We start from the raw sequence: 23887 nt of genomic DNA on the forward strand, positions 1-23887 counted from the left end.
AAGGTGAGAATGTTGACTATGTATTGGTCAACACTGCGCTCGATCCAGAGGGAAGACACGCAGTCTGAAGTCAGGGCCATGGTCCTGCCACTTCGACCGGTCTGAGACCACCCCGGACGGCACAGAACCCTGATCCAAGAGACCACCAACGGTCACCGCCACAGTTTTCCATTGATCACCAGCGACATTCTTCAACGCGGCTCTGCCGTTGAGATCTGAGTTGCTTGGACGTCGTCAGGGTCTTCCTTCCCATGAAGGAAGACCTCGGTCATGGGTGCTGTTCTCCGTCTTCTCGTCTTCTCGCGTCATTGACCATGAGCCCTGCCGCCACCAAAACAGCCAAGCCGGACATCGTTCTGCTGGCCAACTCCGAAGGAGAGGTGAGTGAGGTCGCGCCCGAGGCTGAAACAAAAAAAGCACCGGCACGGCGCAGCAGCAGCAAAGCCAGCGCCAAGGACCTGACGGCCGCGGCCGATGAGCTTCTGGCAGCAGCCGACCCCAAGAAAGCGGAAGCAGCCAAGGCAGCTCCAAAATCCAGCGCGAAGAAATCCACGGCCAAGTCTGCGACCGCCAAGAAACCTGCCGCCAAGAAGGCCACAGCCAAAAAAGCCAGCAGTAAAACCGGCGCAGACGCTGCTGCGGCTCCTGCCAATGCGGTGGTGGCCAAGCCTGAGATCGTCTTGTCTCCGGAGGAGAAGGCCAAAGCCATCGCTGCTGAAAAGGCTGCCAAAGCCAAAGCTTTGGCCAGCATCAAGATCGGCCCCAAGGGCGTCTACACCGAAGACTCCATCCGGGTTTACCTGCAGGAAATCGGCCGCATCCGCCTGTTGCGACCGGATGAGGAGATTGAGCTGGCACGAAAAATCGCTGATCTCCTCCACCTTGAGGAGCTCGCTGCGCAGTTCGAGAGTGACAACGGCCGGGAACCCGACAAGAAGGAGTGGGCGGCTCTTGTGGAAATGCCCCTGATCCGCTTCCGTCGGCGTCTGATGCTGGGCCGCAGGGCCAAGGAAAAGATGGTGCAGTCCAACCTGCGCCTGGTGGTGTCGATCGCCAAGAAGTACATGAACCGGGGCCTGAGCTTCCAGGACCTGATTCAGGAAGGCAGCCTCGGCCTGATTCGTGCTGCCGAGAAGTTCGATCACGAGAAGGGCTACAAGTTCTCCACCTACGCCACCTGGTGGATCCGTCAGGCGATCACCCGTGCCATCGCCGACCAGAGCCGCACCATCCGCCTGCCGGTGCACCTCTACGAGACCATTTCCCGGATCAAGAAAACCACCAAGGTCCTGAGCCAGGAATTCGGTCGTAAGCCGACAGAAGAAGAGATCGCTGAATCGATGGAAATGACCATCGAGAAGCTGCGGTTCATCGCCAAGAGCGCTCAGTTGCCGATTTCTCTGGAGACGCCGATCGGCAAGGAGGAGGATTCACGCCTGGGCGACTTCATCGAAGCCGACATTGAGAACCCTGAACAGGACGTGGCCAAAAATCTTCTTCGTGAAGATCTCGAAGGAGTTCTCGCCACCCTCAGCCCCCGCGAACGGGATGTGCTCCGCCTGCGTTACGGCCTGGATGACGGCCGGATGAAAACCCTCGAAGAGATCGGCCAGATCTTCGATGTGACCCGCGAACGCATCCGTCAAATTGAAGCCAAGGCCTTGCGCAAACTGCGCCACCCCAACCGCAACGGCGTCCTCAAGGAGTACATCAAATAGGAGCTGGCTGAGCCTCAGGGCTCCATTCCCGGCAGCAACTTGACCAGCAGCCAGACGCAGAGAATGATCGCCACCAGCACGTAAGCCTCGTTCACTGCACCACCCCGGGAGGCCCCAGTCTGGCAAGAATTCCCCCATCACATAAGTACAACTGCACCTATCGGGGCTGCCCTCGCCGCCGTATAAGAGTGAAGAGGGAATTGAGACGCCCTCCTCACACGGAAGAGATCAAACCCTGGCGCAAACCGGGGTTTTTTTCTGAATGGCTATGCGGTCATTCACTGAGCAGAGCAACTCCAACCGGTGTTCACTCCTCGAAATTCTCCGTGAACTCCTGAAAGGCCCGCTTGAGCCGCTCCACCGGTGTTTCTTCCAAGGGGCATTCCTGGGAGGTCTGGGTTGCGTAAGCCTGCAGGAGCATCCCGTCGGGTTCGAGAACCGATGCCACAGCATGTTTGAACAACACCACGTTGCTCTGAGGAGTGAGTCCGCTGAGGAAGGGGGCCAACGTGAAGCCTTCGGTGGCGCCTTCCTTCCCTTGCACCCGCCGGGGACGGATCAACTGATAAGCGGGCTGACCATCACTGTCGGTCGTGGTGCGCAACCGTGCCATCAGCAGATCACCACTGCTCAACAGCAGCAAACGGATCGTGCCCTCCGCCATCAGGGGCAGCCGGGGCTCTTCCGGGGAACCATCGGATAATGAGGAACTGGACAACGTGGATTGGCGTACACCGTTCACAACTGGACCTGGCATACGTCAAAGGGTTAGAGGTGACAATGTTACGCACTATTCACAGAGCCTTGATCCACCGCAGCTGCTTCACATTCACGGTGTGGGAGACCTTGAGTCCGTAGTCTGGGCGGCTGATTCGCCCGCTTCATGGCTCTCACCGAACTGCGCATCGCCTCACGACGCAGCCAGCTGGCCATGGTGCAGACCAACTGGGTCAAGTCGGAACTGGAGAAGGCCCATCCGGGCTTGAAGATCACTGTTGAGGCCATGGCCACCCAGGGCGACAAGATCCTGGATGTCGCCCTGGCCAAGATCGGCGACAAGGGCCTGTTCACCAAGGAACTGGAAGTCCAGATGCTGGTGGATCGTGCAGACATCGCCGTCCACTCCCTCAAGGATCTCCCAACCAACCTTCCCGAAGGCCTGATGCTCGGCTGCATCACCGAACGGGAAGACCCCGCTGACGCGCTGGTGGTGAATGCCAAGAATCAGGCCTACAAACTCGAGACGCTTCCCGAAGGAGCGGTGGTGGGAACCAGTTCCCTGCGCCGCCTGGCACAGCTCCGGCACCACTACCCGCACCTGATCTTCAAGGACGTGCGGGGCAATGTGATCACCCGACTGGAGAAATTGGACCGCGGCGATTACGACTGCCTGATCCTGGCCGCCGCTGGACTCGGCCGCCTTGGCTTCGCCGATCGGATTCACCAACTGATCCCTGGCGACATCTCCCTGCACGCCGTTGGACAGGGAGCCCTTGGGATTGAATGCGTGGAGGGCAAGCCTGAAGTACTGGAGGCGATCAAAGTGCTGGAGCACAGCACCACCTCCCGTCGCTGTCTGGCGGAACGTGCCTTCCTGCGGGAGCTGGAGGGCGGTTGCCAGGTGCCGATCGGCGTCAACAGCCAGATCAACAACGATGAGCTCGTCCTCACGGGGATGGTGGCCAGCCTCGATGGCAAGCGTCTGATCCGTGATCAAGCCAGTGGTGCTGCAAATGAGCCCGAGTCCATCGGTATCGAACTGGCCGGCAAGCTCAAGCAGCAGGGCGCAGGGGCCATCCTGAAGGAAATCTTCGACGAGGTCCGCCCTGAAGCCTGATCAGCCCTGAATCTGCAGCGGTGTCCCCACCTCAACAACATCAAAGAGTTCACGGATGTGGGCGTTGAGCATGCGCACACATCCGAGGCTGACCGCCGCCCTGGTCCTGACCCAATGGGGCCAGGGTGTGCCGTGAATCCCGAATTCACCGCGATCACCGCGATGGAAACCGAGGTAGCGATCGCCGATCGGGCTTGACGGTCCCACCAGCTTGCGGGGTTTTCCCCCCTTGGTGGAAAGGTACACGGGGTTGGTCTGCTTCGAGAGGATGGAAAAGGTCCCCTTGGGTTTCGGCGTCCGGGGATCGCCGATGGCGACAGGCCATGGCCCCCAGCGCTGCCCTGCTCGGACCACCGTGATCTGTCGCTGCTCTAGATCGAGCACGATCCTGGTGTCGGATGGCTTCCGCAGAGCCAGCTCCTGGGCCGCCACGGGCGCCATCAAGCCCGCGGAGGCGACCATTCCTGCAACAACAGCAGCAGCAGAGATCCGCTTCAAGACTCATGAGACCCGCTTGTCTCAAGCTATGCAGACTCGAGTGGAAAATCAGCACAAAAGCTGTTTTAGCGGCGTTTTTAAGATTTTCTCCGGCCTGACCGACAAGACGACTGAGACAGGTCCACCGGTTGATCCTTTTACGCTCATGCCATGACCTCCCTGGCAGATCCCACCTCAGCCGGCAGCCCGCACCTGCCTCGATTGCTGAGCGGCACAGAACGCGAGGCAGCCATGGAACGGCTGAGCGTGGAGTTCGCCGCCCTGAGCAGCAGCAAACGCGCTTTCCTGCGGGCAGCCTGGATTCTGCAACGCCAGGGGGTCCTGGTGGTGCGTCATGTCGTGCCCCCAGAGCCCCTGAAAGCCATCAACGCCGAGGTGAATCAACTGCTGGCGCAGTTGGACGCGGGGAAAACCAAACAGCTGGCCTCCAAGGCCATCCTCAACCTGCCGAACAAGCGACGGATCAAGGGCTACGAGAACTTCGTGGATGCTGAACAAGCCGTCATCAACCACCGGGTGAACAGCCCGGATGGCCGCAGCGGCAGCGATGCCGGCATGGTGGACATCTTTCATCCGGAGCGCCTCAGTGAGGCCATGGCGGAATGGGTGACGACCTGCCTGCACGAGTGCCTGATCAGCCGACTGCTGCTGGCCTCATCGCTGCTGCCGATGCGGGTGAAGTGCCGCAACCTCTACATCAACCGCGGCGTGCGGGACACCCGGGGTTACCACTGCGACGGCCGATCGCAGAAGTTCAAGTCCTTCGTCTTCCTGACGGACGTTCGGGACCTCAGCGATGGACCCTACTGCTACGTCCCTGTCACGCACCGGGATCGACGTTCCTGGAAACGCAGCAGCCAGTTCAATGAAGCCAATGGCCTCAACCGGCATGAATACAGCCAACTGCAGGGGCTTGATGCTTTGCCGCTGTTGGCAAAGGCCGGAGACATGGTGATCTCCAGCCAACGGGGTGCCCATCGCGGCCATCCCCAACAGCCTCAGGCCAAACGGGCAGTGCTGGTGAACATGTACCAGCGCTAGAGGCGGGGACCCTCAGTGGTGGATCATTCCACCAGCTTGGAGTCGATCTCAGCCATGTAGCGCGCTTCGCAGCCTTTGATGATCTCCACCGCCTTCTCCGTGCCGAAGAATCCATTCACGCTGCAGGTGCCGGGCTTCTTGAGGTCCTTGTAGTGCTCCCAGTAGTAGGTGGTTTCCTTCTTCCAGTGCTCGCCGAGGTCTTCGAAACTCTTGATGTGATCCATCCGCTTGTCGTCGGCAAGCACGGCGATCACCTTGTCATCCACATCACCACCATCGTCGAAGGTCATCACGCCGATGATGCGAGCTTCAACGATGGAGCCGGGAACCAATGGCTCAGTGACGTTGACGATTTCAATGTCGAGGGGGTCGCCGTCTTCATCCCAGGTGCGGGGAATGCAGCCGTAGGCGAAGGGGTAAGCCAGGGAGGAATAACCGACACGATCCAGCTTCAGATGGCCGGTTTCCGTGATCAGCTCGTACTTGTTGATCGTGTTGGAGTTGAGCTCCACGATCGTGTTGAGGCGAAGTTCGGCTTCATCAGCGAAGGCCGGCAGCACATGCAGCAGGTTGGGCATGCTGCGGCTTGGAGCTTTATCGAGGTTGGCCATTGATGGCGGACGACAGCGCCGGGATCCTACGGGCAGCCCGACCGATCCCTGGAGCGAGACCGCTATGGCACGAAATCTTCAATATAAATTCACTTAATTAACCCGATATCGTGCCGGCCATGGATCAAGTCCTCTGCAGGGCCTGAACCTTGCCTATCACATGCTGCAGAAAAGCCGTGCTGTCCAGTGGACGTCCTGAGACCTGGAGCACAAGATCCTCTGCGTTCAAGGCGCGACCCACCGGATGCACATGCCGCCGCAACCAACCCAGCATCGGCGTGATGTCACCGCTGGCGACATGGTCCTCAGGGGCGCCGATCTCGGTGGCCATCGCTTCGCTCAACTGGGCACTGATCAGATGTCCCAGCAGATAGGAGGGGAAGTAGCCGAACAGGCCTTCGCTCCAGTGCACGTCCTGCAGACAGCCCTCTGAATGATTGGAGGGCGTGACGCCGAGCATGTCGCGGTAGCGGCGGTTCCACTCCGCCGGCAGATCCGCCACCTCGAGCCCTTGCTCCAGCAGGGCGATCTCGAGATCCGTCCGAATCAGGATATGGAGGCCATAACTGAGCTCATCGGCCTCGACGCGATTCAGGCCCGGCGCCAGAGGGTTCATGGCTTGCCAGAGATCCTCGGCCCCATCGAGGGGCGCACCGACCTCGGCGAATTGCGTCCACCACTGCTCCGCGAAAGGACGGCTGCGGGCCACCCGGTTTTCCCAGAACAGCGACTGACTCTCGTGCACAGCCATGGACGTCGCCTGACCGAGGGGCCAGGCAAACCATTGATGACTTTGATCCGGCAAACCCTGTTCGTAGAGGGAATGCCCCCACTCATGGGCCGTCGCCAGAAAACAGGACAGGGGCTGCCCCCTCACCACCCGGGTGGTGATGCGGTAGTCGGCTGGCCCCAATGTGATGGAAAAGGGATGGGGCGAACGTGCCACGCAGGTGATTGATGGATCGCGACCCCAGCTCTTCAAAAGCTCGTCACAGAGATGCTGCTGGGCCGTCTCCGGCAGGTCCCAGCTAGCGGTTCTGGAGCGGGGAGACGAGGCGCTCTCTGCCACCAGTTCCGGCAAGGCCTGGCGCAGGGGGGCGAACACCTCCTGCAGACGCGTGAGGCTGAGGTCTGGCTCAAAGGGCTGCGCCAGGGTTTCCCAGCAGGACCGGGGCTCGGCCAGTTGACGGGCCTGCTCCTGCCGCAGCTGGATCAAGCTCTGCAACGCCGGCGCGAACTGGGAGAAGTCAGCCGCGGCCCGGGCCTGTTGCCACTGGTTGTAACCATTCGCTTTGGCGGTGGCGAGGGCCGCCACCAGAGCGGGATCCAGGGATTGCTGGCGGCGCAGATCCTCTTCCAGCAGATCGAGATTGCGCCCCCGCGGGCCATGGTCATCGGTGTCTGTCTGCAGGTTCCATTCCTCACGGGCTGCATTGATGAGCTCGGCGTAGTGCGCGGAGCTCTGCCGGGCATGCAGCTGGGTCGCCAGCAGGGTCAGCTGCTCCCCACGCCAGGCAGCACCACCACTGGGCATGCGGGTGTTCTGATCCCAGTAGAGGGTGCTCTGGATCGACCCGATGATCTGGGTTTCCCGCAGATGCTCACCGAGACGACTCCAGGCCGGTGACGCGGGCAGCATCCGATGCGGTTGAGGTCTTTCAGGACCTTAACGAGATCCACCGGAACGGGACTGGCAGGGCACCCGTCACTCGAGCCATCCTGGAGTTGTCGCGTCCGAACCGCATGCGCCGACTGCTGATGTCCACGACCCTGGCTCTGGCCCTCCCCCTGGCGCTGTGGCCGCTCAAATTGATCTACCGCCAGCCAGGGGCCAAGGCCTGATCAACGGGCCTCGTCGTCAGCGGTCTGATCGGCACTGGCGTCTTCCCCCTCCGCATCCGACTGGTTCTGACGCAGTCGCTTCAACCAGCGGCCGTAGGCAACGGTGCGGTCATCGTCACTGCCATCGGTGACGCGTTCCGAGAATCCTTCAAAAGGTGGTGTCGATCGATCCTGCACAGGGTGTGGGCGGGGACTTCACCGCATTGTGCGCTGGAGTGAACAACAGGTTTCTGCAGGCCACGAAATCCTGATAACGCAGGATCAACTGGAGGAGGTCTCCAGGCGACAACGCTGACGCTCATCGCAAAGAGTGCGCAGATCGGGACGGCGTGTGAGTTGCAGCCGACGGTCGGCCCAGACGCCGTACAACCAGTTCACAAGGCCGGAAAGAACGGGCCAGCGGGTGGGTGCGTACAACCATCCCAGCCCGATCAATCGATAGGCCTCACGGAAGACAGCGACATCGCGCAGCACCTCTCCGGCTCCGGTGATGGCATGGATGCGACCCATGGCTTCTTCGTAGCTGATGCCCTGGTGGGACTCCGGGTCGTAGTCCATGGCATCGATGTCGATGAAGCCCAGGGAACCCAGGCGATCCCTACCCCTGAGGAAGGTGACTTCCCGCACGCAAAGCGGGCAGCCCCCGTCAAAGAGCACGGTGAGCTCAGGAGAAGCAGACCTCGTCATTCCCGACGGCAGTAACCGCCACCCACGTTGATCCATTGCGGTGGGCAATCGCGACCCTGACGGGGCTGCAGCTGCTCGACGCGACGCCCAAAACTGCAGCAGCGGCCGTTGCGGGTGTAGGCATAGCCGATGGGACAGTCGTCGCTGAGCCTTGGCACCACACGCTGGCCAGCGGCAGGCACTGGCTCGAGCAGCAGCAGACCAAAAACCGTGATGAGTCGCAGCGAAGTGATCGTGGAACAACCGGCAGCGTGCGCCACAAACTTAAGGAGATCAGCGTTCGGCATCCGCCATGGCCATGCAGCAGGTTCTTCACCAGCTCGAGCTGGCCACCCACGGCCAGGGATTCACACGACTGGACAACCGGATCAACCAATGGCTCGGTGGCACCGGGCTCTGGCAGGGAATGCTGCATCTCAGCTGCCTTCACACCAGCTGCAGTCTAGCTATCAAGCTCTCGTATATAAACTGACCGATAGCTTAGATCCCAGTTGTTGCAGTGGATCTGCAAGCCTGCCAAAACGTAATCGAACCCATTTCGGTCCGATTCATGTCCCGCAGATCACTGAGTGTTGAAGGCAAGCGCGAAGTGCGCCTCAGTGCCGACGTTGATCAGCGCCTGGCTCAGCGCGTCGATGCTGTCGCCAAGGCCACCAACAGCACCCGTGCAGAGGTGGTGCGTGCTGCGCTGCGAAAGCTCTGACAGAGAAAGACCCCTTAGCGGATGCAACCGCTTGAGGGGTCTGTGCGTTCGAACAATTTCTCGTCTTAATTGTGACCACCACCAGGCCAGTAGATGGCCCCGCAGGGACCATCTACGAGTTCTCCCCACACCAACGAGTATTTCGCGATCCAGAGACCTCTGAGCTGCTCACAGAGCACGCTGACACCACCAAAAAGGGTTTTGGTAAGACCAGGTTCCTCAAAGGTCCAGGCCCTAATGGTTGGCCGATCTTCAATTTTGAAGGCGTCTCCACCTATCTGGAGGAGTTACGGAGCCTTGGAGACCCTGACCCTGACTTTCGATGTGTCTACGAATTTCCTGATCTCATCGACGCACAGGCTGCGGTTGAGATCCGGCAGCAAAACGCCTTCTGCCAGCCGCACCATGCTCAATCCCATCAGGAAATGGTGCTGCGATACCAAGACCTCAGATATCGAGGTGCATGGTGCTGTTATTACATCACTCCTGATCGTCCCGATGAGGAAGAAAAGGCTCTCCGCCATCAAAAGGCGGCAATGGAAGGCGGGCTGCTGCTTCTGATCGTTAAAAGCCACCAAGAGCCGTTATTTGTGGTTAAGGCAGACAAATGCCGGTGGTTAGGCGTTGATCAAAACCCATTTTTCAGAGGTCAGATCGGACGGATCTACCCCCGCGATCGCGGCCGATACATGACCGAGCTGTATCACCTCTGCGACTATTCCCTGCTTAGCGATCCTGAGTTTCAGCAGGCCTCTCTACTTGATGACGATGACCGCGAAACGCTCCTGCTGAGGGGTGCATCTCACCCTGAGCAAACGGATGAATACTGGCTTCGCAAACGCTGGGCTGAGCCAACAGTCGCCTACTGGAACACTGAGCGCTTACTACAACGCGGCAATTTCCTGACAGAGGCTCTTAGCACCCAAATCAGGGCCAATCACTCTGGCCCTTCGAAGTGGGACATCTTCACTGGCACTCATTGGCAGGAGCAGAACACCCACGATGTGGTGAACGCTCTCCAAGAGGAGTTTTACGTTCGCAACGAGTGGAGCAGTCGCGATCTTCGTGACCTCAGCAGCGACCGTTCACAACTACGTCGTGGCGTTGCCAGCGCTATTCCCAAGCCGAGCCGCAGGTTGCTGCCATTCCTGAACACCTGTCTCGATCTCGACAGCAGGGAGTGCATCAAGCACTCACCAAACAATGGCAACCGTTTTGTTCTGCGCCTGAACTACGAGCCAGGAGATCGCGAACCGAAAAAGATCAAAGCCTTCCTTCTGGATCGTCTTGGTGATCCTGAGCTGGTTGAGATGTATCGGGCCTTTGTTTGGCATTGCCTGACTGGACGAAGCCTGAAGGCATTTCTGGAGATCACTGGCCCAGCCCACACCGGCAAAACAGTGCTGACGAATCTGATCATTGCCATCGTCGGCGTCATCAACACCGTCAGTTGTGATCTGAGCCAGCTCGAAGATTCCAAGAGTCGTTTTGAGAGCCATCGCCTCTCTGGCAAAAAGCTGGCTGTCTTCAGCGAATCACAGGACTACAAGGGCACAGGGGAAATGCTCAAAGCCCTCACAGGTCGCGACCGCATCCGCGCAGAGAAAAAGAACAGCAGCGAAGACTGTGACTTCACCTATGGGGGTGTTGTCGTCCTCACCGGCAATAGCTCGGTGAATTTCAAGGATGCCTCTGCTGCAATCAACAATCGGCGCCGCAGCTTGTTCGTTGAAAAGGTCATCGACTTCAAGGATGAGCGGGTGATGTGCGAAGACGACGGAGAAGGCAACTGGCGCGGTGAGCTGGTGCCAGAGCTGTCAACGATGGTGAATTGGGTTCTGGATATGGATCCGGCTGATGCCATTAGGGCAATGAGCCGCAACCTGATATCAGAGACTCGGCGTAATGCAGCCAAGCAATCACTGCTCGACTCCAACCCTCTCGCTGCGTGGGCAAACGAGCGCTTGGTTTACGACTCCATGCTCAAGTCGGACGGCAAGCCATTGCATGCCCAAGGCGTTGGAAACCTCAAATCCGATCCTCAAACCCACCTCCTAACCAACTACCGGAGCTGGCTTGAGGCCAATGAAACTGGCGAGGCTCTCACCACCAAGACGTTCAAAAGGGCGCTGGTGGAGATGCTGCAAGGCATCGGCATCCCATTGCCACCAGGACCGCTGGATAAGGGTCAGTACCGCATCGATGGCAAAGGCAGCGTGGTGCCGTTCCTCCGCTTTCGTCGTGCTGACGATGCTGCTGACCATCCAGGGGTGATTGATGCAGCTTTCAACGTGCAAACGGTTCGCGAACGATTCGCAAACGCCAAGACCCCAGTAGCAAACGGATCAAACGGATCAAACGGTTCTGAAGAGGTTTCTGCTCATAGAGGTTCAGAACTTTTCCAAAACACCCACCAAGTGGGGGGAACATATGCCTGGGACCAGGAATCTGACTTTTCTCCAGACACTGGTGATGGTGAAGGCGGCTAAACCCGTTTGAACCGTTTGTTGAGTAGGGAAAAGGGTTCTCAGCCGCAGGAACCCGTTTGGCAACCGTTTGGCTCAGCTCATGACGTGGAGGCTGACTAATGCAACATCAGTTGCCTTGGTTATTCGCAGCAAGGACAAGCCATTTTTTTGCTGCATGCTCAGGATGCAGACATCTTGCATTTATTCATGGCTGCCGCCCTGCGCTGCCATCTGCTGATTGGACCGCCAGCCAGCGGGAAGACCACCATTGCGACGCTTCTTGCGCCGCTGCTGGATGCGGAGCTGCTCTCCACGGATCGGATCCGTGATGAACTCTATGGCGACCCGATGATCCAGGGCCACTGGCATGAGGTGGAGGATCGGCTACACGCGGAGATTCAGGCGAGCGTGGCGGCAGGGCGATCGGTGTTGATCGATGCCACCCATGCTCAGAGGCCCTGGCGTTTGGCGCTCACCCAGCGGCTGGAGTTGGACAGGCCGGTGGAGTGGATCGGTTGGTGGATGCGCACCCCACTTGAGGTGTGCCTGGAGTGGAACAAGCGGCGCGAGCGCCAGGTGCCCGAGCTGGTGGTCCAGCAATTTGCAGCAGCCTTGAACGACCGCGACTTTCAACCCTCTCGCAGTGAAGGCTTTGCGGTTCTGGTGGATTACAACCCCGCTGCAGACGGTGATCCAGCCAAGGAGCTTGCTGCAGAAATCTCGCGGCTCAATAAGCGCATCTCAGCTGCCCGCAATCGCGAGCAGGCCAAGGAGCTCCACTGCTACTCACGATTGTTGGACCTGGAGCGACTGCTCCATCTGCTGCAACTTCTCAGCCGCTATCCGGGTCTTAGCGCTGGCGATGTCACCACCCGAGCAGAGCTGGAGGCAATCTGCAATCCACTGCCGGAAGGGGCGATGGCCCAACGGGCTGCGGCCTACCTCTCTCGCCTGCGCGGCGAGTGCTATTGCGATGTGGATGCCCTGGAGGCAGATCTCCTTTGGCTCCAGAGCCAGGGTTTTCTCGATGCCGCGCCAACGCAACAACCCATTGAGCCACCCCCTGCCCCAGAAAACCTGGGTGGGCTGAACCTGGGCGGCTGGCCTCCGATGGCCGACCGAAGCGTGTTTATTCGGGTCTTCAGCCTGCTGCGCTATCTGTTGCATCACCCCTTTAATTGCGAGAAGGGAGTGCGACTGCAGGAGCACCTGATCAGCCAGCTCGGCGGTGTCTACATGCCAGGTGAAGCCGGCACCCTGCGCAAGGACGTGGAGCGCATACTCACCCCCTATGGCTTTCGCACCCGCAACGACAATGTGCGCCACGGCTACGGCCTAGGTACTGCGGTGCTCTCGGCAGCGCGGCTGCGGGAAGTGCACCAGGTGGTGAGCCAGGCAGTCTCCCGTCTTGGTGATCCCACAGCTCAGGACTTGCTCGCAGAGCTCGATGAGCGACTTCGGTGGGGAGGTGTACTGAGGGAGCACGAGCCACCGGTAAGGGTCTTTGCGAATCGTTCGATCGTGCACCCCGATCTGGTGCGCCGAGATTCTCTTGCGGTACCAGCACAGGCAGAAAAACTTGAGGCTGCAATCTCATTGCGTCAGAGGGTGTTGTTGGAGCGCTTCTCCGATGCGGCCACATTCGGAGAGGAATCAAGAGAACCGATCCACGTATGGCCCATACAACTGCTCTTTCACAACATCGGTTGGTATTTGGCTTTTGAGGATGACGCTGTCGGCTACGAACGGGGCCTGATCCGTACAGAACGTTTGGACCGGCTGGCACTACGTCAGGTTGAAAGCGGCTTCCAACGCACGCCGGAGCAACGTGTTGCTGGAGTCCTTCGGCTTACTCGTCTGATGGAACTCAGCGGTGGCATCTACCTCGGCAAGGACGCTGCTTCGCAAGAACAACTAAGCACTGCACAACCAGACGAACTAGCCAAACTACTAATCACCGTCCGCTTTCGTTGTACATCTCGGGCTTACAATTTCTTGAGAGAAGGTTTGCAGCGATATCCACTCAATCAGATACGAATGTCGAAGCCGTTAACCAGTGATCAATGGTGCCACAGATCTAAAGCACCGCTTGTACTGACTCCATTTCCAGACGATAGCCACCCTTACCCTATGGAACTAGACCTCCCGCCATGGACAGTTGCACGAGATGTCGACTTTCGCCGCTGGATTCTTGGCTGGGGCTCTGAAATTATTGTTGAGACTCCCACAGGCTTTGCTCAGGAAATTCGCTTGCAAGTGCAATGAGACAAAAGCTGTTGCTTAGCCCTTAATTTGGATTGTCAATTTTAAACGAAACGATTCAAGACCTGGTCGATGGGCTTGGCAAACTCTTTCTCTTGTTCCTGCAGAGCGAAGCTGCTGTTGGCTTGCAGGATACGTGAATTGAAACCCGGCAGACCTTTTACCTCAGCGTAACTCTTGCAACCTGATCTGCAAATCTCAGCAATTATGGGCTTTTGCAGGATATTGTGCCAGTGCTCAAATCCTTGCACCTGCGAAGACATAGACTTGTAAATTTGACCTCTTAATTCGAGAAGCTTACTAAATATTTGATCTTTGCTGAGCGGCGCTCCAATTGTCTTCGTAGAACTACTCTTTTGAATGCTGTCACTTTCACGAATTAACTGCTCTTGACCATGTCCAGCCATAGAAGAATTCACTACGGCTGCCATGACTTCTCTCCTGGCTTGCTCTACACTTACGAGCAACTCTTCTTTTATTTCCTGAATCTGATCAAGCATTCGATCTTCGCTCTCTTCGATTACTCCTGACAATATTTCCATATGGATCCTGCCTTCGGCGTCGCCTCTATCGTCTTCAGATGTTGATTCAGTTATAGGATGTGGCTTTAAATTGCAAAGTTCTCGGTACCGATTTAGCTCTTCTTGTGAAGCGGTAATTATCCGAAAGCTGAACCTCGAAACGTCTTCACTGTTAGACAGGGCGATCGTTTCAACGAGAGGCGCCAGTAACTTGCTGAGCTCAAATACTCTTAGGGCGATTGCTGCATACAAATTGTTGAATTGCTCTTCTGCCTCACCTTGCGGCACGAGGTGGCCGGCCGAGTCCCTTGCAGCCCGCAGAGAAATGGCTAAGCCTCTAAATTCCGAAAAATAAAATGCAAGCGCCTTCCGCTTATGAACCTCTAGACCTAGGCGATTCTCCCTCCCTGCTGAGCGTATATTTTTAATTAAATTAGTGGTACGCTCGTTGCAATTTTTGTCTTCATAGTATATCTCCCACCATCCTGCAGTGCTGCTCAGATCAAGGTCTTTGTTGGACGTGACGGCCTCTAGGATGTATTGAATATCATCAAGCTTGTCAGCGTATACGGTGTCTGTCTTTAAGCAGATATAACTTAAAAAACAAAGCCACTTATAAACTTCCCCAATCTGTCGTCCGAGGATAGGATTAATGATGTGATTCATTGTGCAAATGCGGCGTCGGATGAGATGAGATTGCCTTGCATGTTGTTTATGGTCATGGATTGCTATTGTGACTCAATCCCTTTCAGGTTGAAACTCTTGTCTGTATCTGATTGAAGTGTTTTTGCTGCACTACAAATGCTTCCTGCGAGCAACCAGGCCTGCGCTCCTGGAATTACAGACATAGCAATGCTTATAGCGAGCGATGCTGACATTGCTTGTGTCGCAGCGCAGCCTGCATCCTTTAGGGATTGAATAAAACAACCTCGACTATTCAGGGGTGAATTCTTCATGCCGCACTCTTGATCACGAAGTATGCTCCAAGAAATTGTTAGCAACACTGCAAGCGCTCCTGCTTCAAGGCAATGTTTGGTAATGTCCGTAGCCACCCCGGGGGCATGCAGCGCATCAATTCCTCCGTCTAATTGGGCTCGCCCTATGTCGACCGCGCTTATTGGATCGGCGCCTCGACTTCTGTTCCAGCTGGCGGTTTCAAACTGCCAGCCCTGCTCAGCTGTTCCCCCGTGAGCCTGAGGCCACCAATGGCTGAGGTCCTTGTCAGATAGCCAGCTACGGATCGCTTCTTCAGGTTTTTGACTGCGTAGTAGTAGCTCTGGCAGCTGGCCCTGTAGTTCGGCGCCATGGGCAGATAAGCGCTCTTTGAGAACCGCTACGGAGCTTGGATCTACAAACTGCTCGCACAGGCGCGTGATGAAGCCTGAGGTGAGTCCAGTAGAAAATGGCCTGTTCATGCGGATTGCCTGCTAAGGGCTACTCCACCTAGTAGATGATTCAGGTTGACCCCCGCATCAAACGCGGCACTGTGAAGATCCGAGCGTTGTTCCTCGCTGAGTCCGTCCCAGAAGGCATAGGCCAGGTCGATCGATGCCTTACCGAGGCCAACTACACCGATCAGGCTGAGAGGAAAACCCAACCAGGGGAACACCAGAAGCACCACGCTGAAAACCGCACTTACGGCTGCTCCCTGCTTAGTGGTTTCCCAGACGCTCGCCACAATTGCCTGAACTTGGGTTCTCCGATCTATCTCGCCGCGCTTGCGCATGGCTTCAGTTCGGAGACCCGTTAGCAAGGCTTGGTAGATGGCGAACACGAGCATTCCGCCAACGGTGCTTTCGCCAACGAATTCACCACCGGTCAGCGTGCCACGGTTCCCGTTGAGATCGATGGAGGCCAAGCCGGCCATTGGTGCAATCTCCCAGCCAGCGCGTGGAATCCGGTAGGGGTCGCGTTCTCGGGACATGGTGGTCGTTTCGTCTGGGGAGCTTTTTTAAGTGTTGCTTGCCCGTAAGCCGATGCTCAGTTCTTCGTGCGAATAACTAATGGATGGTCTGCATCACTCAGTTTTCTCAGAGCCAAGAAACCGTGTCTTGAGTTGGTTCTTCGCTAATGCGGTGAGGGCAGATTTCGGCAAGGCGGCAGAAGCGGCACTCGTTAGTAGATGGGGATGGCTCAGGTTGTAGCCCAACTGTGAGGCTCAACAAATCTGACAACTGTTGTTGGAATGCCACCCCGGCTTCGGGTGCAGGGATTTCAACTCGATCTCCATTCGCATACACCAATTCACCGCAGGGTGGATGTTGGACGCCCTCCAGTGCATTGGCATATGGCGCTAAGGCCATATACGTAAGGACTTGGGCACGATCTTTGCCGCGTGGGCGACCTGTTTTTGCATCCGAGATAACCCCTGGCATGGAGTCTGTCTCGCTGACCACCACATCACACTGCCCATGGATGGTGACACCGTCCTTGCTACGTAGGCGTAAGGCGTTCTCCTGCTCAACATGAACGATTCGTCCCTTGTCTGAGTGGGTCCGAGCAACGGCTTGGAGTAGCCGTTCATGCTTGGTCACCCAATCACCCGGGACTCCTGAAGATTTGGGCGTGCAGTAATTGACCTGAAGGAAGAGATTGAGAAGACAATGCCTTTCGCCTGCCAAGTACGGAGCCAGCCAAGTGACATGGCAATAGCGCTCTTGACGTTGTTCCAGACTTAATACTTGGGACTTCAATTTTCTGTTTTCGAGGGCCAGGTCAAGATGCCAGCGACTTGTGAAGTCGGAGCTTCTTCTCGTGCGAACAACGGATTGAGGTCGAGGAATATGCGCCATCTAAAGATCCAAGAGAGTCGAGATATGTCTTTCCATGCCTTGTTCAGTGCTGCACCGGGGCTTGCCGTTTACTTCCGGAAAAAGAGTTTTTATTGATGGATGTTGGTTGAAATCACTTCGGTGGCGCCGGGCTTGAAGAGGTCATTTGCAGCACTGTTTCAACCTTCTACTGGTATTGATGAACTGGCTTCAAGGGGCTTTGGGATCGGTCGATGGCGCAGCCTGAGGCATCACCTTGAAGCCGGAACCGTCCTTCAAGGGCGAGAGCTTCCTTCTGTGATGGCCGCGGCCAGCTAGAGATCTTCCTGGATGACCTCGTGCGCGAGGGCGGGTCTCCGCAGTTGATGGCAATGGTGCTTGAGCACCTGGCCGATCAACGAGAGGCTCTACAGCGGGAGCGCGATGGCTGGAGCTTTGTGTGGTCGGGACCTGAGCCTGCCCATGCCAAGACAGCTGACACTTTCGCCACAGTGGATCAGCTCATCCAACAGGCACAGACGAGCCTCCTGATCGCGACTTACAACATCGGCCTCTCCAATCAGTTTCAAGAGCTGTTGGAGTCAATCGCGGACCGGCTAGGCAGCGGCCAGCTTCAGCGGGTGGAGTTGTTCTTTCATCCGATTCAGATCGCCGATCGCCTGGGCTCCGATCCACTGCGAATGATCCGGCAGTGGTTCGACAAGGAGGTGTGGCCTTGGCCGGCCAAGCCACTCATATACGTCGATCAAAGACTGTCTTCAGGGGCTGCTGAGCGCTGCTGTCAGCACGCCAAGGTTGTTGTCGCTGATGCCGACACAGAACAATCGAGCGCTCTTGTCACTAGTGCCAACTTCAGCGAGGCGGCGCAGCGCCACAACTTCGAAGCCGGTTGGCTCGTTCGAGAACCGTGGCGCGCTGATCAGGTGGCCAAGCACTTCCGCCAGATGGTTGCGGAGGGGTTGTTCCTCCAGGTCTGAGGCTGAGCGGATTTCAGCCCTTGTGCTGTTACAGGTTCAACCACCGTAGACTTATGGAACAAGCGGTTGGATGCGTGTTGTCTTCGCCTGATTGCCCTCTGAACCCAGTTCGTTGGCTCGCCTATTACCGGGTCAGTACAGATCGCCAGGGAAACTCCGGTCTGGGCCTCGAAGCGCAGCGGGCCAAGGTTGAAGTCATGGCTTCCGAGCGGGGGGCTGTGATCACGGCTGAATTCGTGGAGGTTGAGAGCGGTCGCAAGAACGATCGTCCTCAGTTGGCCGCGGCTCTGGCTCAGGCTCGCGCGGAGAAGGCCGTCATTGCTGTTGCCAAGATCGATCGTCTGGCTCGTGATGCTGGCTTCGTCTTGAAGCTCGCCAACGAGGCAGAAAAGAACGGGATGGGTGGCTTCGTCTTCTGCGACTTGCCAGACATTGATGCCACCACCAGTGCCGGTCGGATGGTGCTCACGATGATGGCCAGCGTTGCTGAGTTCGAGGCACGTCGGATCAGCGAGCGAACCAAAGAAGCGTTGGCCGCGGCCAAGGCCCGAGGCGTGTGTCTTGGTGGGTACCGGGAGGGTGCTGCTCAGAAGGCGTCGGAGCGCAAGCAGAAGGCCATTGCTGAGGCGGAGGGGCTGCGCGGGGTTCTTGAGCCAATGGTTCATGCAGGCTTGAGCTACAGGGCCATGGCTGATGCGCTTGCAGGGGTTGGCAAGCTCAGCAGTACGGGAAAGCCACTGGCTCCGGCGCAGATCGGTCGGATCCTCCAGAGGCTGGGTTTAACCCAATCATCAACAGGGCAGAAAGCTTTGTAATTACGGTTTAGAGAAATAACAAAAGGGTCCTTTTGAGGCTTTACGAATGTGAGGTGATTCGAGCCGCATTGTTAGGCCAGGCAATCGCGTGTAAAGTATGTCAATACTTCGACTATTTGCGGGCAGCTGTCAACAACTATTCTACCAATGGAGAGCAAACGCCAACTGATCAGTGAAAAAGAAGCAGCGGCAATTCTCAACCGCACGCCATCAGCTATCTACAGAGCGCTTGCCGACAACAGGCTGCGTTTCGCCGACGAGCGGAACCGCAAGCTCGATCGCCGAAACCTTGAAGAACGCTTCAGCAGGTCAACAAGGCCGCGCGCAGATAAACCGATGGCTTCACCCGCTCCAGTAGAGCAGCAACCAATCCACGAAGACGATTGGCAGGAGATCGCTGCAGTGGCGAACGAACTAATCGACGCAGCAGCCTGGGCCACACCACCACCATGGACCGCTGATCGCTGGGCTGGATTAGCTGGTGTACTTGAAATTGCGCGAATTGAAGTATCAGGAATCTGCGGCAAATAGGGTGCGAACTGCTGAGTGAATTCAACTCACACAAGACTATCTTTTACATGTTAAATCCTTGGCTAGCCAAGACGTAGCGATTGCCGAATAGCAGATTTAAGCTTGGCCAGCAATGCGTCTGATTTGTCGTTCAATTGATCAATTTCTTGCCAGTCTACTTTTCGCCCCGACATCTTAATCTCAGATTTCATATAAAGACGCACGGATAACTCCCAGATCTGCCTGCAAATCCTATAAATATCATCTGACATGAATGGCTCTTTTTTTACAACAGCATTTTTGTAGTCTTCGCGTTGCGAGCTATATGCATTTACGCGCTCTTTAAATTCTTTCCCAGATTCAGCAGAATCACCACCAGAAGGAGGCTCGAACAGGGGCATCAAATCTCTAGCGCTACGCTGCAATTCCCAAGCATGAGAATACACTTCTCGCAAGAAAGTGTATTTGTATTGATAGTCAATACTATACCTGGTATAGTCTAATTTATAAGAGGATTCAAGTCTTACGATATCTTTGCTATTAGACCATTTCAGAAACCCTATTGCAAAGGGTGAAATAATTCCTCCCGCTTTTGCCAAGAAGGTTACCCACTGAGCCAAGTCGTCAATATCTGAAGTGGCATCACCAGCCAATTATGGCCTGGGCTACAAGGGAAATAATTAAGGGCGGAATAATTACTAGTCGTTTCATAGCTTCACCCCAAGGACTTCAGAATCGTGCCGAGTCTGGTCCAAAACGATGGTGTCGCCCTCGCGATAGACGTCGAGCTGCTCCACGCCGCCATCTTTCATGAACCGCATCTGACCGGTGTGAGTGATCTCCACGACGACTCCAAGGGTGTTGGCCCAGTTGTTGAAAGCTCGTCGCTGCTCCTTGTCTTCGAGGTTGGCGAGGAAGTCCTTGGTGCGGCGCAAGACTTCCTCTTTCATGTCCTCGCCTGATGGCGCAAGGCTCAGTACCTCTATCCGTCTGCTGATTTCATCAGCAGCCGCTTGTGCTTTAGCGAGAGTTTTCTTGGCGGCCTTGCCTACCCCAGTCATCAACTTGATGGCCTCGGCGTCGAAATCCTTTAAACCCATTGCTGTCGCCAAGTTGGCGTTGTTGTTGTCGACCGTTTGCTTCAGCTGATCAATCTCACTCTCTTGATCCTTGAGTTGGCTCTGAAGCGCTGCGATCTGCTTGGTGTCACGTGGCGTGTCGAAGAGGTCTTCCCACCTGGCATCCATCAAGGCATGAATAAGAAGCTCCTCGTCGTATTTCCAGTTCCCCTTTGGAGCAGTGCAGGTGTGGTTGCGCTGATTCATGCAAATCAGATAGCTGTAGCGGTATTGCCCGGTTGACTTGTCCTTGTGCGCGCCCTGCCAAGTCAACGTGCCGCCACAAGTACAGCGAGTCAGACCTTGAAGAATGTTGTGGCAGAAATCGCCGCGGCCAGTGCCGCCAGGATTGGCTTCATCCACCAAGGCCTGGACGGTTTCCCAAAGCTTGGTGCCAATTACACGAGGGAAGTAGCCCCTGGCCACTCGCCCTGATCTGAAAGCCTTCTCACCGATCAAGCGTCGATCACGAAGGACACGGCCAATTCGTCCTTCGCTGAAGCTCCCCCCTCCAGACATGGTTCTGCCTAGCTCATTCATTGCGAGGGCGATCTGCTTCGCACCCATGCCCTCTGTGCGTAGCCGGAAGATTTCGCGCATCCAGTCAGCGCGTTCGTTTTCCTCGAAGTCGGTTTTGTCGTCATTCACCCGAACCCAGTCGGGTGCACTGGCCATCGACAGGTATTTGGTGCCGCTCTTGAAGTACGCCTGTTCGCGCAGGTTCCACACCTGTGAGTTGGTTTTGCTCAGGCCCTTGCTGAAGTCATGAGCCGCTTGCATGGCCATGTCGAGCTTGATCCGCAAAACCTGGTCTTCATCAAATTTTTCGCGGGTAATGACGACGTCCTCACGAACCCAAGCAAGGGCGCAACCAACACTCCAGAGAGCTCCGAGCATCTCGTGTGAATAGCTGGCTTTACGCCTGCTGAAGCGGCTCCAATCCTCAACAACTAAAACCGAGCCCCAGGGAATTTTTTTGTCTTGAGCAGCCTTGATGAAGCCGCCGAGATTCCCTTTCTTGAAGTGCTTGGCGTGATAGGCGCTCAGTCCTTCGTCTCTTATCGGGTCAGGGTTTGGCGTCAGGCCATGGCGCTCGCAGAAAGGAGCGAAGTCCTCATGCTGGCGCGCAATACCTTTCTTCCCTTTCCCCGCCTGCTTTCGGTTGCTAACCCGTTCATAGCTGAAGGCGATCCGTGCGGTTGATGAAAGCGACGGTGCAGGCACTTGATGAACTGGTCGTTCAAACGCCAGGAATGGGGTTTACGAACATCACCCAGCGATTGAACGATTGGGTCGCATTAACCCCGGTCAGCACTGGGATCTTGAACTTATACGCGAAGCATACAAGCTGCAGCCTCACGATCAACGAAAACGCCGACCCTCGCGTTCTGGACGATCTCGCCGACTGGATGGCCGACATCGTTCCCGAATCGCGTCGCTACAGCCATGCCGACGAAGGGTCCGATGACATGCCAGCCCACATCCGCACAGCGCTCACCGCCCAGACCCTCAGCCTCAGCGTTGATGCTGGTCAACTTGTGCTCGGCACCTGGCAGGCGGTCTATCTCTGGGAGCACCGACGAAGGCCCCACCAACGGCGCGTGTTTTGTCATCTCCTCGGGGAACCGGCCGCCCTGGAGACGACAAGCAAAGCGCTGAATCAGCAGATCCAGGCACGCCACGACCCCGAGGCCTGGGCGGCCGATGGAGGCATCGAAACCGAGGTGGACTGCATGGTGGATCAATTGCACGACCTGGCGCAGACCTGATCGGCAACGGGCTCAGAATGGTGAGGTCCGTCGCGGCCAGACACCATGCCCTCTCTGCTCTCAGCGGACCAACGGCAGATGCTGCCGGCGACGCTGCCGCAGTGGACCGTTGACCAGCAGTCCATCAGCCGCGAGCTGGTTTTCAGAGACTTCAACGAAGCCTTCGGTTTCATGAGCCGGGTGGCCCTGTTGGCGGAAAGTCGCAACCACCACCCCAACTGGAGCAACGTCTACAACCGCGTATCGATCACGCTCTCCACCCACGATCTGGGGGGGCTGAGCGATCTCGATATCGAGCTGGCTGCAGCGATCGATCAACTGCTGCCAGCATGAGCGAAAAGGTCCTGATCGAATGACGACAGCACCCGTCGCCGCCGGCGTCCCCGTGACCATCCTGAGCGGCTTTCTGGGAGCGGGAAAAACCACGCTGCTGAACCACATTCTCAGCAATCAGCAGGGGGTGAAAACCGCTGTTCTGGTGAATGAGTTCGGCGAGATCGGAATCGACAACGATCTGATCGTGTCCACCGGCGAAGAGATGGTGGAACTGAGCAACGGCTGCATCTGCTGCTCGATCAACGGCGAACTGATGGAGTCCGTCGAGCGGATTCTGGAGCGCCCTGAGCCCCTGGATTACATCGTTGTTGAAACGACAGGACTGGCCGATCCACTGCCGGTGGCCATGACCTTCCTGGGCAGTGAGCTGCGGGATTCGACCCGGCTGGACTCGATCATCACCCTTGTTGATGCGGAGAATTTCGACGTGGGCCTGCTGGATTCGGAGGTGGGTCGGGCTCAGGTGATCTACGGCGACATCCTGCTGCTGAACAAATGCGACCTGGTCGCCGAAGAGCGGCTGGCGGAGGTGGAAGCGGAATTAAGGGGTGTGAAAAACGATGCCCGCATCTTGCGGTCGGTGAAAGGGGACGTGCCCCTGGCTCTGCTGCTGAGTGTCGGCCTGTTCGAATCCGACAAGGTGGCCACGCCAGTGGAGGATCCGAGCCTCGACCACAGCGACTGCGATCACGACCATGGCCACTGCAGCCATGACCACGACCACGATCACAGCCATGACCACGGGCACGGTCATGACCACGGGCACGGTCATGACCACGGTCATGGAGAAAGTTCAGACCATCTGGCCATCGAAGGGTTCACATCCCTGTCTTTCCAGAGCGACGGACCCTTCTCCCTGCGCAAATTTCAGAACTTCCTGGACAACCAGATGCCCCAGGAGGTGTTCAGGGCGAAAGGAATTCTCTGGTTCAACGAAAGCGAGCGGCGCCACGTGTTTCACCTCGCGGGCAAGCGCTTTTCCATTGACGACACCGACTGGACAGGCGATCGCAAGAATCAACTGGTTCTGATCGGCCGGAACATTGATCACACCACCCTGCGTCAGCAATTGAACGCCTGTGTGGCGAAGGATGTCGGCAAAGGATTTGCCTGACTCAACGTGTCCATGCCAACCCCACTAAGGTGCTGGCATGGAGAACACTTTCATGGCAGAGCCAATCACCCTCGTGACATTGCTGGTGATTGTCAGCCTGCTGCTTCTGCTGCAGGACTCCGACGATGACAACAGCGGTGGCGGCCTGAGGGAGCCGGTTCTGATCCCTGTGCGTGTGCGCGATCAACAGCGACGCTGACCCAAGCCTTCCTGGTTCCTTCCGGTCCCCTGCCAACGGCGGGGGATTTTTTTTGCACGTTGTGTCAGCTCATGACGCGCGCCCGAGGAC

At 57.0% G+C, this 23887-nt stretch carries 27 protein-coding genes; 14 read left to right on the forward strand and 13 right to left on the reverse strand.

The features are described from left to right. Positions 1-314 precede the first annotated feature (314 nt). The gene (gene rpoD / locus SynA1528_RS09030; RefSeq protein WP_186586471.1) at positions 315-1718 is read left to right on the forward strand and encodes an RNA polymerase sigma factor RpoD; all 1404 of its coding nucleotides are present in this window, start codon (positions 315-317) and stop codon (positions 1716-1718) included. Positions 1719-2025: 307 nt separating this feature from the next. On the opposite strand, the gene SynA1528_RS09035 is transcribed toward rpoD, so the two are convergent. Then, the gene (locus SynA1528_RS09035; RefSeq protein ID WP_186586472.1) at positions 2026-2475 is read right to left on the reverse strand and encodes a DUF6561 domain-containing protein; all 450 of its coding nucleotides are present in this window, start codon (positions 2473-2475) and stop codon (positions 2026-2028) included. A 126-nt stretch (positions 2476-2601) separates the two neighbouring features. Between SynA1528_RS09035 and hemC the strand changes: the two genes are divergently transcribed. Beyond that, the gene (hemC, locus tag SynA1528_RS09040; protein ID WP_186586473.1) at positions 2602-3555 is read left to right on the forward strand and encodes a hydroxymethylbilane synthase; all 954 of its coding nucleotides are present in this window, start codon (positions 2602-2604) and stop codon (positions 3553-3555) included. On the opposite strand, the gene SynA1528_RS09045 is transcribed toward hemC, so the two are convergent. Continuing rightward, positions 3556-4053, reverse strand: a complete 498-nt coding sequence (locus SynA1528_RS09045) for a L,D-transpeptidase (RefSeq protein ID WP_286187800.1) — start codon at positions 4051-4053, stop codon at positions 3556-3558. Positions 4054-4203: 150 nt separating this feature from the next. Between SynA1528_RS09045 and SynA1528_RS09050 the strand changes: the two genes are divergently transcribed. Beyond that, a complete protein-coding gene (locus tag SynA1528_RS09050; RefSeq protein ID WP_186586474.1) occupies positions 4204-5094 on the forward strand; it encodes a phytanoyl-CoA dioxygenase family protein in 891 nt (296 codons plus the stop codon). Positions 5095-5117: 23 nt separating this feature from the next. Here SynA1528_RS09050 and SynA1528_RS09055 read toward each other — a convergent pair whose 3' ends face one another. The 5 genes from SynA1528_RS09055 to SynA1528_RS09075 form a co-directional block, all read right to left on the reverse strand. Next, complete coding sequence (locus tag SynA1528_RS09055; protein ID WP_186586475.1) at positions 5118-5705, reverse strand: inorganic diphosphatase; 588 nt, start codon at positions 5703-5705, stop codon at positions 5118-5120. A gap of 124 nt (positions 5706-5829) precedes the next feature. Further along, positions 5830-7344, reverse strand: a complete 1515-nt coding sequence (locus SynA1528_RS09060) for a carboxypeptidase M32 (protein WP_186586476.1) — start codon at positions 7342-7344, stop codon at positions 5830-5832. Between the two features lie 203 nt (positions 7345-7547). Further along, entirely contained in the window at positions 7548-7724 is a 177-nt protein-coding gene (locus tag SynA1528_RS09065) for a hypothetical protein (RefSeq protein WP_186586477.1), read from the reverse strand. 84 nt (positions 7725-7808) lie between these two features. Beyond that, the gene (locus SynA1528_RS09070) at positions 7809-8234 is read right to left on the reverse strand and encodes a thiol-disulfide oxidoreductase DCC family protein (RefSeq protein ID WP_186586478.1); all 426 of its coding nucleotides are present in this window, start codon (positions 8232-8234) and stop codon (positions 7809-7811) included. Further along, positions 8231-8494, reverse strand: a complete 264-nt coding sequence (locus SynA1528_RS09075; RefSeq protein ID WP_186586479.1) for a hypothetical protein — start codon at positions 8492-8494, stop codon at positions 8231-8233. Before SynA1528_RS09075 ends, SynA1528_RS09070 begins: the two co-directional genes overlap by 4 nt. A 38-nt stretch (positions 8495-8532) precedes the next feature. Here SynA1528_RS09075 and SynA1528_RS09080 point away from each other — a divergent pair, with 38 nt between their 5' ends. The 4 genes from SynA1528_RS09080 to SynA1528_RS09095 all read left to right on the forward strand — a co-directional run bounded on the left by SynA1528_RS09080 (position 8533) and on the right by SynA1528_RS09095 (position 13670). Next, positions 8533-8706, forward strand: a complete 174-nt coding sequence (locus SynA1528_RS09080) for a YjbQ family protein (RefSeq protein WP_222930182.1) — start codon at positions 8533-8535, stop codon at positions 8704-8706. A 78-nt stretch (positions 8707-8784) separates the two neighbouring features. Then, positions 8785-8937: a ribbon-helix-helix protein, CopG family gene (locus tag SynA1528_RS09085; RefSeq protein WP_186586481.1), complete on the forward strand. Its 153-nt coding sequence runs from the start codon at positions 8785-8787 to the stop codon at positions 8935-8937. Between the two features lie 71 nt (positions 8938-9008). Beyond that, on the forward strand, positions 9009-11426 hold the full coding sequence (locus tag SynA1528_RS09090; protein ID WP_186586482.1) for a DUF5906 domain-containing protein: 2418 nt from the start codon (positions 9009-9011) through the stop codon (positions 11424-11426). A 186-nt stretch (positions 11427-11612) separates the two neighbouring features. Next, entirely contained in the window at positions 11613-13670 is a 2058-nt protein-coding gene (locus SynA1528_RS09095; RefSeq protein WP_186586483.1) for an AAA family ATPase, read from the forward strand. 41 nt (positions 13671-13711) lie between these two features. Here the strand turns inward: SynA1528_RS09095 and SynA1528_RS09100 are convergent, their stop codons facing one another. The 4 genes from SynA1528_RS09100 to SynA1528_RS09115 all read right to left on the reverse strand — a co-directional run bounded on the left by SynA1528_RS09100 (position 13712) and on the right by SynA1528_RS09115 (position 16980). Then, complete coding sequence (locus SynA1528_RS09100; RefSeq protein ID WP_186586484.1) at positions 13712-14854, reverse strand: hypothetical protein; 1143 nt, start codon at positions 14852-14854, stop codon at positions 13712-13714. A 62-nt stretch (positions 14855-14916) separates the two neighbouring features. Beyond that, the gene (locus tag SynA1528_RS09105) at positions 14917-15603 is read right to left on the reverse strand and encodes a hypothetical protein (RefSeq protein WP_186586485.1); all 687 of its coding nucleotides are present in this window, start codon (positions 15601-15603) and stop codon (positions 14917-14919) included. Continuing rightward, positions 15600-16112: a hypothetical protein gene (locus SynA1528_RS09110; RefSeq protein ID WP_186586486.1), complete on the reverse strand. Its 513-nt coding sequence runs from the start codon at positions 16110-16112 to the stop codon at positions 15600-15602. The genes SynA1528_RS09105 and SynA1528_RS09110 overlap by 4 nt, the downstream gene beginning before the upstream one ends. A gap of 106 nt (positions 16113-16218) precedes the next feature. Then, positions 16219-16980: a PD-(D/E)XK nuclease family protein gene (locus tag SynA1528_RS09115; RefSeq protein WP_186586487.1), complete on the reverse strand. Its 762-nt coding sequence runs from the start codon at positions 16978-16980 to the stop codon at positions 16219-16221. A gap of 317 nt (positions 16981-17297) precedes the next feature. On the opposite strand from SynA1528_RS09115, the gene drmC reads away from it, so the two are divergent. The 3 genes from drmC to SynA1528_RS09130 all read left to right on the forward strand — a co-directional run bounded on the left by drmC (position 17298) and on the right by SynA1528_RS09130 (position 19282). Next, entirely contained in the window at positions 17298-17936 is a 639-nt protein-coding gene (drmC, locus tag SynA1528_RS09120) for a DISARM system phospholipase D-like protein DrmC (protein WP_286187801.1), read from the forward strand. Between the two features lie 74 nt (positions 17937-18010). Beyond that, positions 18011-18751, forward strand: a complete 741-nt coding sequence (locus tag SynA1528_RS09125) for a recombinase family protein (protein ID WP_286187802.1) — start codon at positions 18011-18013, stop codon at positions 18749-18751. Between the two features lie 147 nt (positions 18752-18898). Then, positions 18899-19282: a hypothetical protein gene (locus tag SynA1528_RS09130; RefSeq protein ID WP_186586489.1), complete on the forward strand. Its 384-nt coding sequence runs from the start codon at positions 18899-18901 to the stop codon at positions 19280-19282. Between the two features lie 62 nt (positions 19283-19344). Here SynA1528_RS09130 and SynA1528_RS09135 read toward each other — a convergent pair whose 3' ends face one another. Then, positions 19345-19914, reverse strand: coding sequence for a hypothetical protein (locus tag SynA1528_RS09135; RefSeq protein ID WP_186586490.1), 570 nt, complete (start codon positions 19912-19914; stop codon positions 19345-19347). A 54-nt stretch (positions 19915-19968) separates the two neighbouring features. Then, a complete protein-coding gene (locus SynA1528_RS09140) occupies positions 19969-21603 on the reverse strand; it encodes a recombinase family protein (RefSeq protein ID WP_186586491.1) in 1635 nt (544 codons plus the stop codon). Here SynA1528_RS09140 and SynA1528_RS09145 point away from each other — a divergent pair. The 4 genes from SynA1528_RS09145 to SynA1528_RS09160 are packed head-to-tail and all read left to right on the forward strand — an operon-like array spanning position 21582 to position 23797. After that, complete coding sequence (locus tag SynA1528_RS09145; RefSeq protein ID WP_186588380.1) at positions 21582-22148, forward strand: secondary thiamine-phosphate synthase enzyme YjbQ; 567 nt, start codon at positions 21582-21584, stop codon at positions 22146-22148. The genes SynA1528_RS09140 and SynA1528_RS09145 overlap by 22 nt on opposite strands. Before the next feature lie 45 nt (positions 22149-22193). Beyond that, on the forward strand, positions 22194-22481 hold the full coding sequence (locus tag SynA1528_RS09150; RefSeq protein ID WP_186586492.1) for a 4a-hydroxytetrahydrobiopterin dehydratase: 288 nt from the start codon (positions 22194-22196) through the stop codon (positions 22479-22481). Between the two features lie 19 nt (positions 22482-22500). Continuing rightward, the gene (locus SynA1528_RS09155; RefSeq protein WP_186586493.1) at positions 22501-23598 is read left to right on the forward strand and encodes a CobW family GTP-binding protein; all 1098 of its coding nucleotides are present in this window, start codon (positions 22501-22503) and stop codon (positions 23596-23598) included. 52 nt (positions 23599-23650) lie between these two features. After that, positions 23651-23797, forward strand: coding sequence for a hypothetical protein (locus SynA1528_RS09160; protein ID WP_186588542.1), 147 nt, complete (start codon positions 23651-23653; stop codon positions 23795-23797). The last annotated feature ends 90 nt before the right edge of the window (positions 23798-23887 follow it).

The organism is Synechococcus sp. A15-28 (assembly GCF_014280175.1).
GTDB lineage: Bacteria > Cyanobacteriota > Cyanobacteriia > PCC-6307 > Cyanobiaceae > Parasynechococcus.

Bases quoted from the DNA above. Each gene is read 5' to 3' on its own strand.
- rpoD (WP_186586471.1), top strand. From the start codon at position 315: ATGAGCCCTGCCGCCACCAAAACAGCCAAGCCGGACATCGTTCTGCTG.
- SynA1528_RS09035 (WP_186586472.1), bottom strand. From the start codon at position 2,475: ATGCCAGGTCCAGTTGTGAACGGTGTACGCCAATCCACGTTGTCCAGT.
- hemC (WP_186586473.1), top strand. From the start codon at position 2,602: ATGGCTCTCACCGAACTGCGCATCGCCTCACGACGCAGCCAGCTGGCC.
- SynA1528_RS09050 (WP_186586474.1), top strand. From the start codon at position 4,204: ATGACCTCCCTGGCAGATCCCACCTCAGCCGGCAGCCCGCACCTGCCT.
- SynA1528_RS09055 (WP_186586475.1), bottom strand. From the start codon at position 5,705: ATGGCCAACCTCGATAAAGCTCCAAGCCGCAGCATGCCCAACCTGCTG.
- SynA1528_RS09060 (WP_186586476.1), bottom strand. From the start codon at position 7,344: ATGCTGCCCGCGTCACCGGCCTGGAGTCGTCTCGGTGAGCATCTGCGG.
- SynA1528_RS09070 (WP_186586478.1), bottom strand. From the start codon at position 8,234: ATGACGAGGTCTGCTTCTCCTGAGCTCACCGTGCTCTTTGACGGGGGC.
- SynA1528_RS09080 (WP_222930182.1), top strand. From the start codon at position 8,533: ATGCAGCAGGTTCTTCACCAGCTCGAGCTGGCCACCCACGGCCAGGGA.
- SynA1528_RS09085 (WP_186586481.1), top strand. From the start codon at position 8,785: ATGTCCCGCAGATCACTGAGTGTTGAAGGCAAGCGCGAAGTGCGCCTC.
- SynA1528_RS09095 (WP_186586483.1), top strand. From the start codon at position 11,613: ATGGCTGCCGCCCTGCGCTGCCATCTGCTGATTGGACCGCCAGCCAGC.
- SynA1528_RS09100 (WP_186586484.1), bottom strand. From the start codon at position 14,854: ATGAATCACATCATTAATCCTATCCTCGGACGACAGATTGGGGAAGTT.
- SynA1528_RS09105 (WP_186586485.1), bottom strand. From the start codon at position 15,603: ATGAACAGGCCATTTTCTACTGGACTCACCTCAGGCTTCATCACGCGC.
- SynA1528_RS09110 (WP_186586486.1), bottom strand. From the start codon at position 16,112: ATGTCCCGAGAACGCGACCCCTACCGGATTCCACGCGCTGGCTGGGAG.
- SynA1528_RS09115 (WP_186586487.1), bottom strand. From the start codon at position 16,980: ATGGCGCATATTCCTCGACCTCAATCCGTTGTTCGCACGAGAAGAAGC.
- SynA1528_RS09130 (WP_186586489.1), top strand. From the start codon at position 18,899: ATGGAGAGCAAACGCCAACTGATCAGTGAAAAAGAAGCAGCGGCAATT.
- SynA1528_RS09145 (WP_186588380.1), top strand. From the start codon at position 21,582: ATGAAAGCGACGGTGCAGGCACTTGATGAACTGGTCGTTCAAACGCCA.
- SynA1528_RS09150 (WP_186586492.1), top strand. From the start codon at position 22,194: ATGCCCTCTCTGCTCTCAGCGGACCAACGGCAGATGCTGCCGGCGACG.
- SynA1528_RS09155 (WP_186586493.1), top strand. From the start codon at position 22,501: ATGACGACAGCACCCGTCGCCGCCGGCGTCCCCGTGACCATCCTGAGC.
- SynA1528_RS09160 (WP_186588542.1), top strand. From the start codon at position 23,651: ATGGCAGAGCCAATCACCCTCGTGACATTGCTGGTGATTGTCAGCCTG.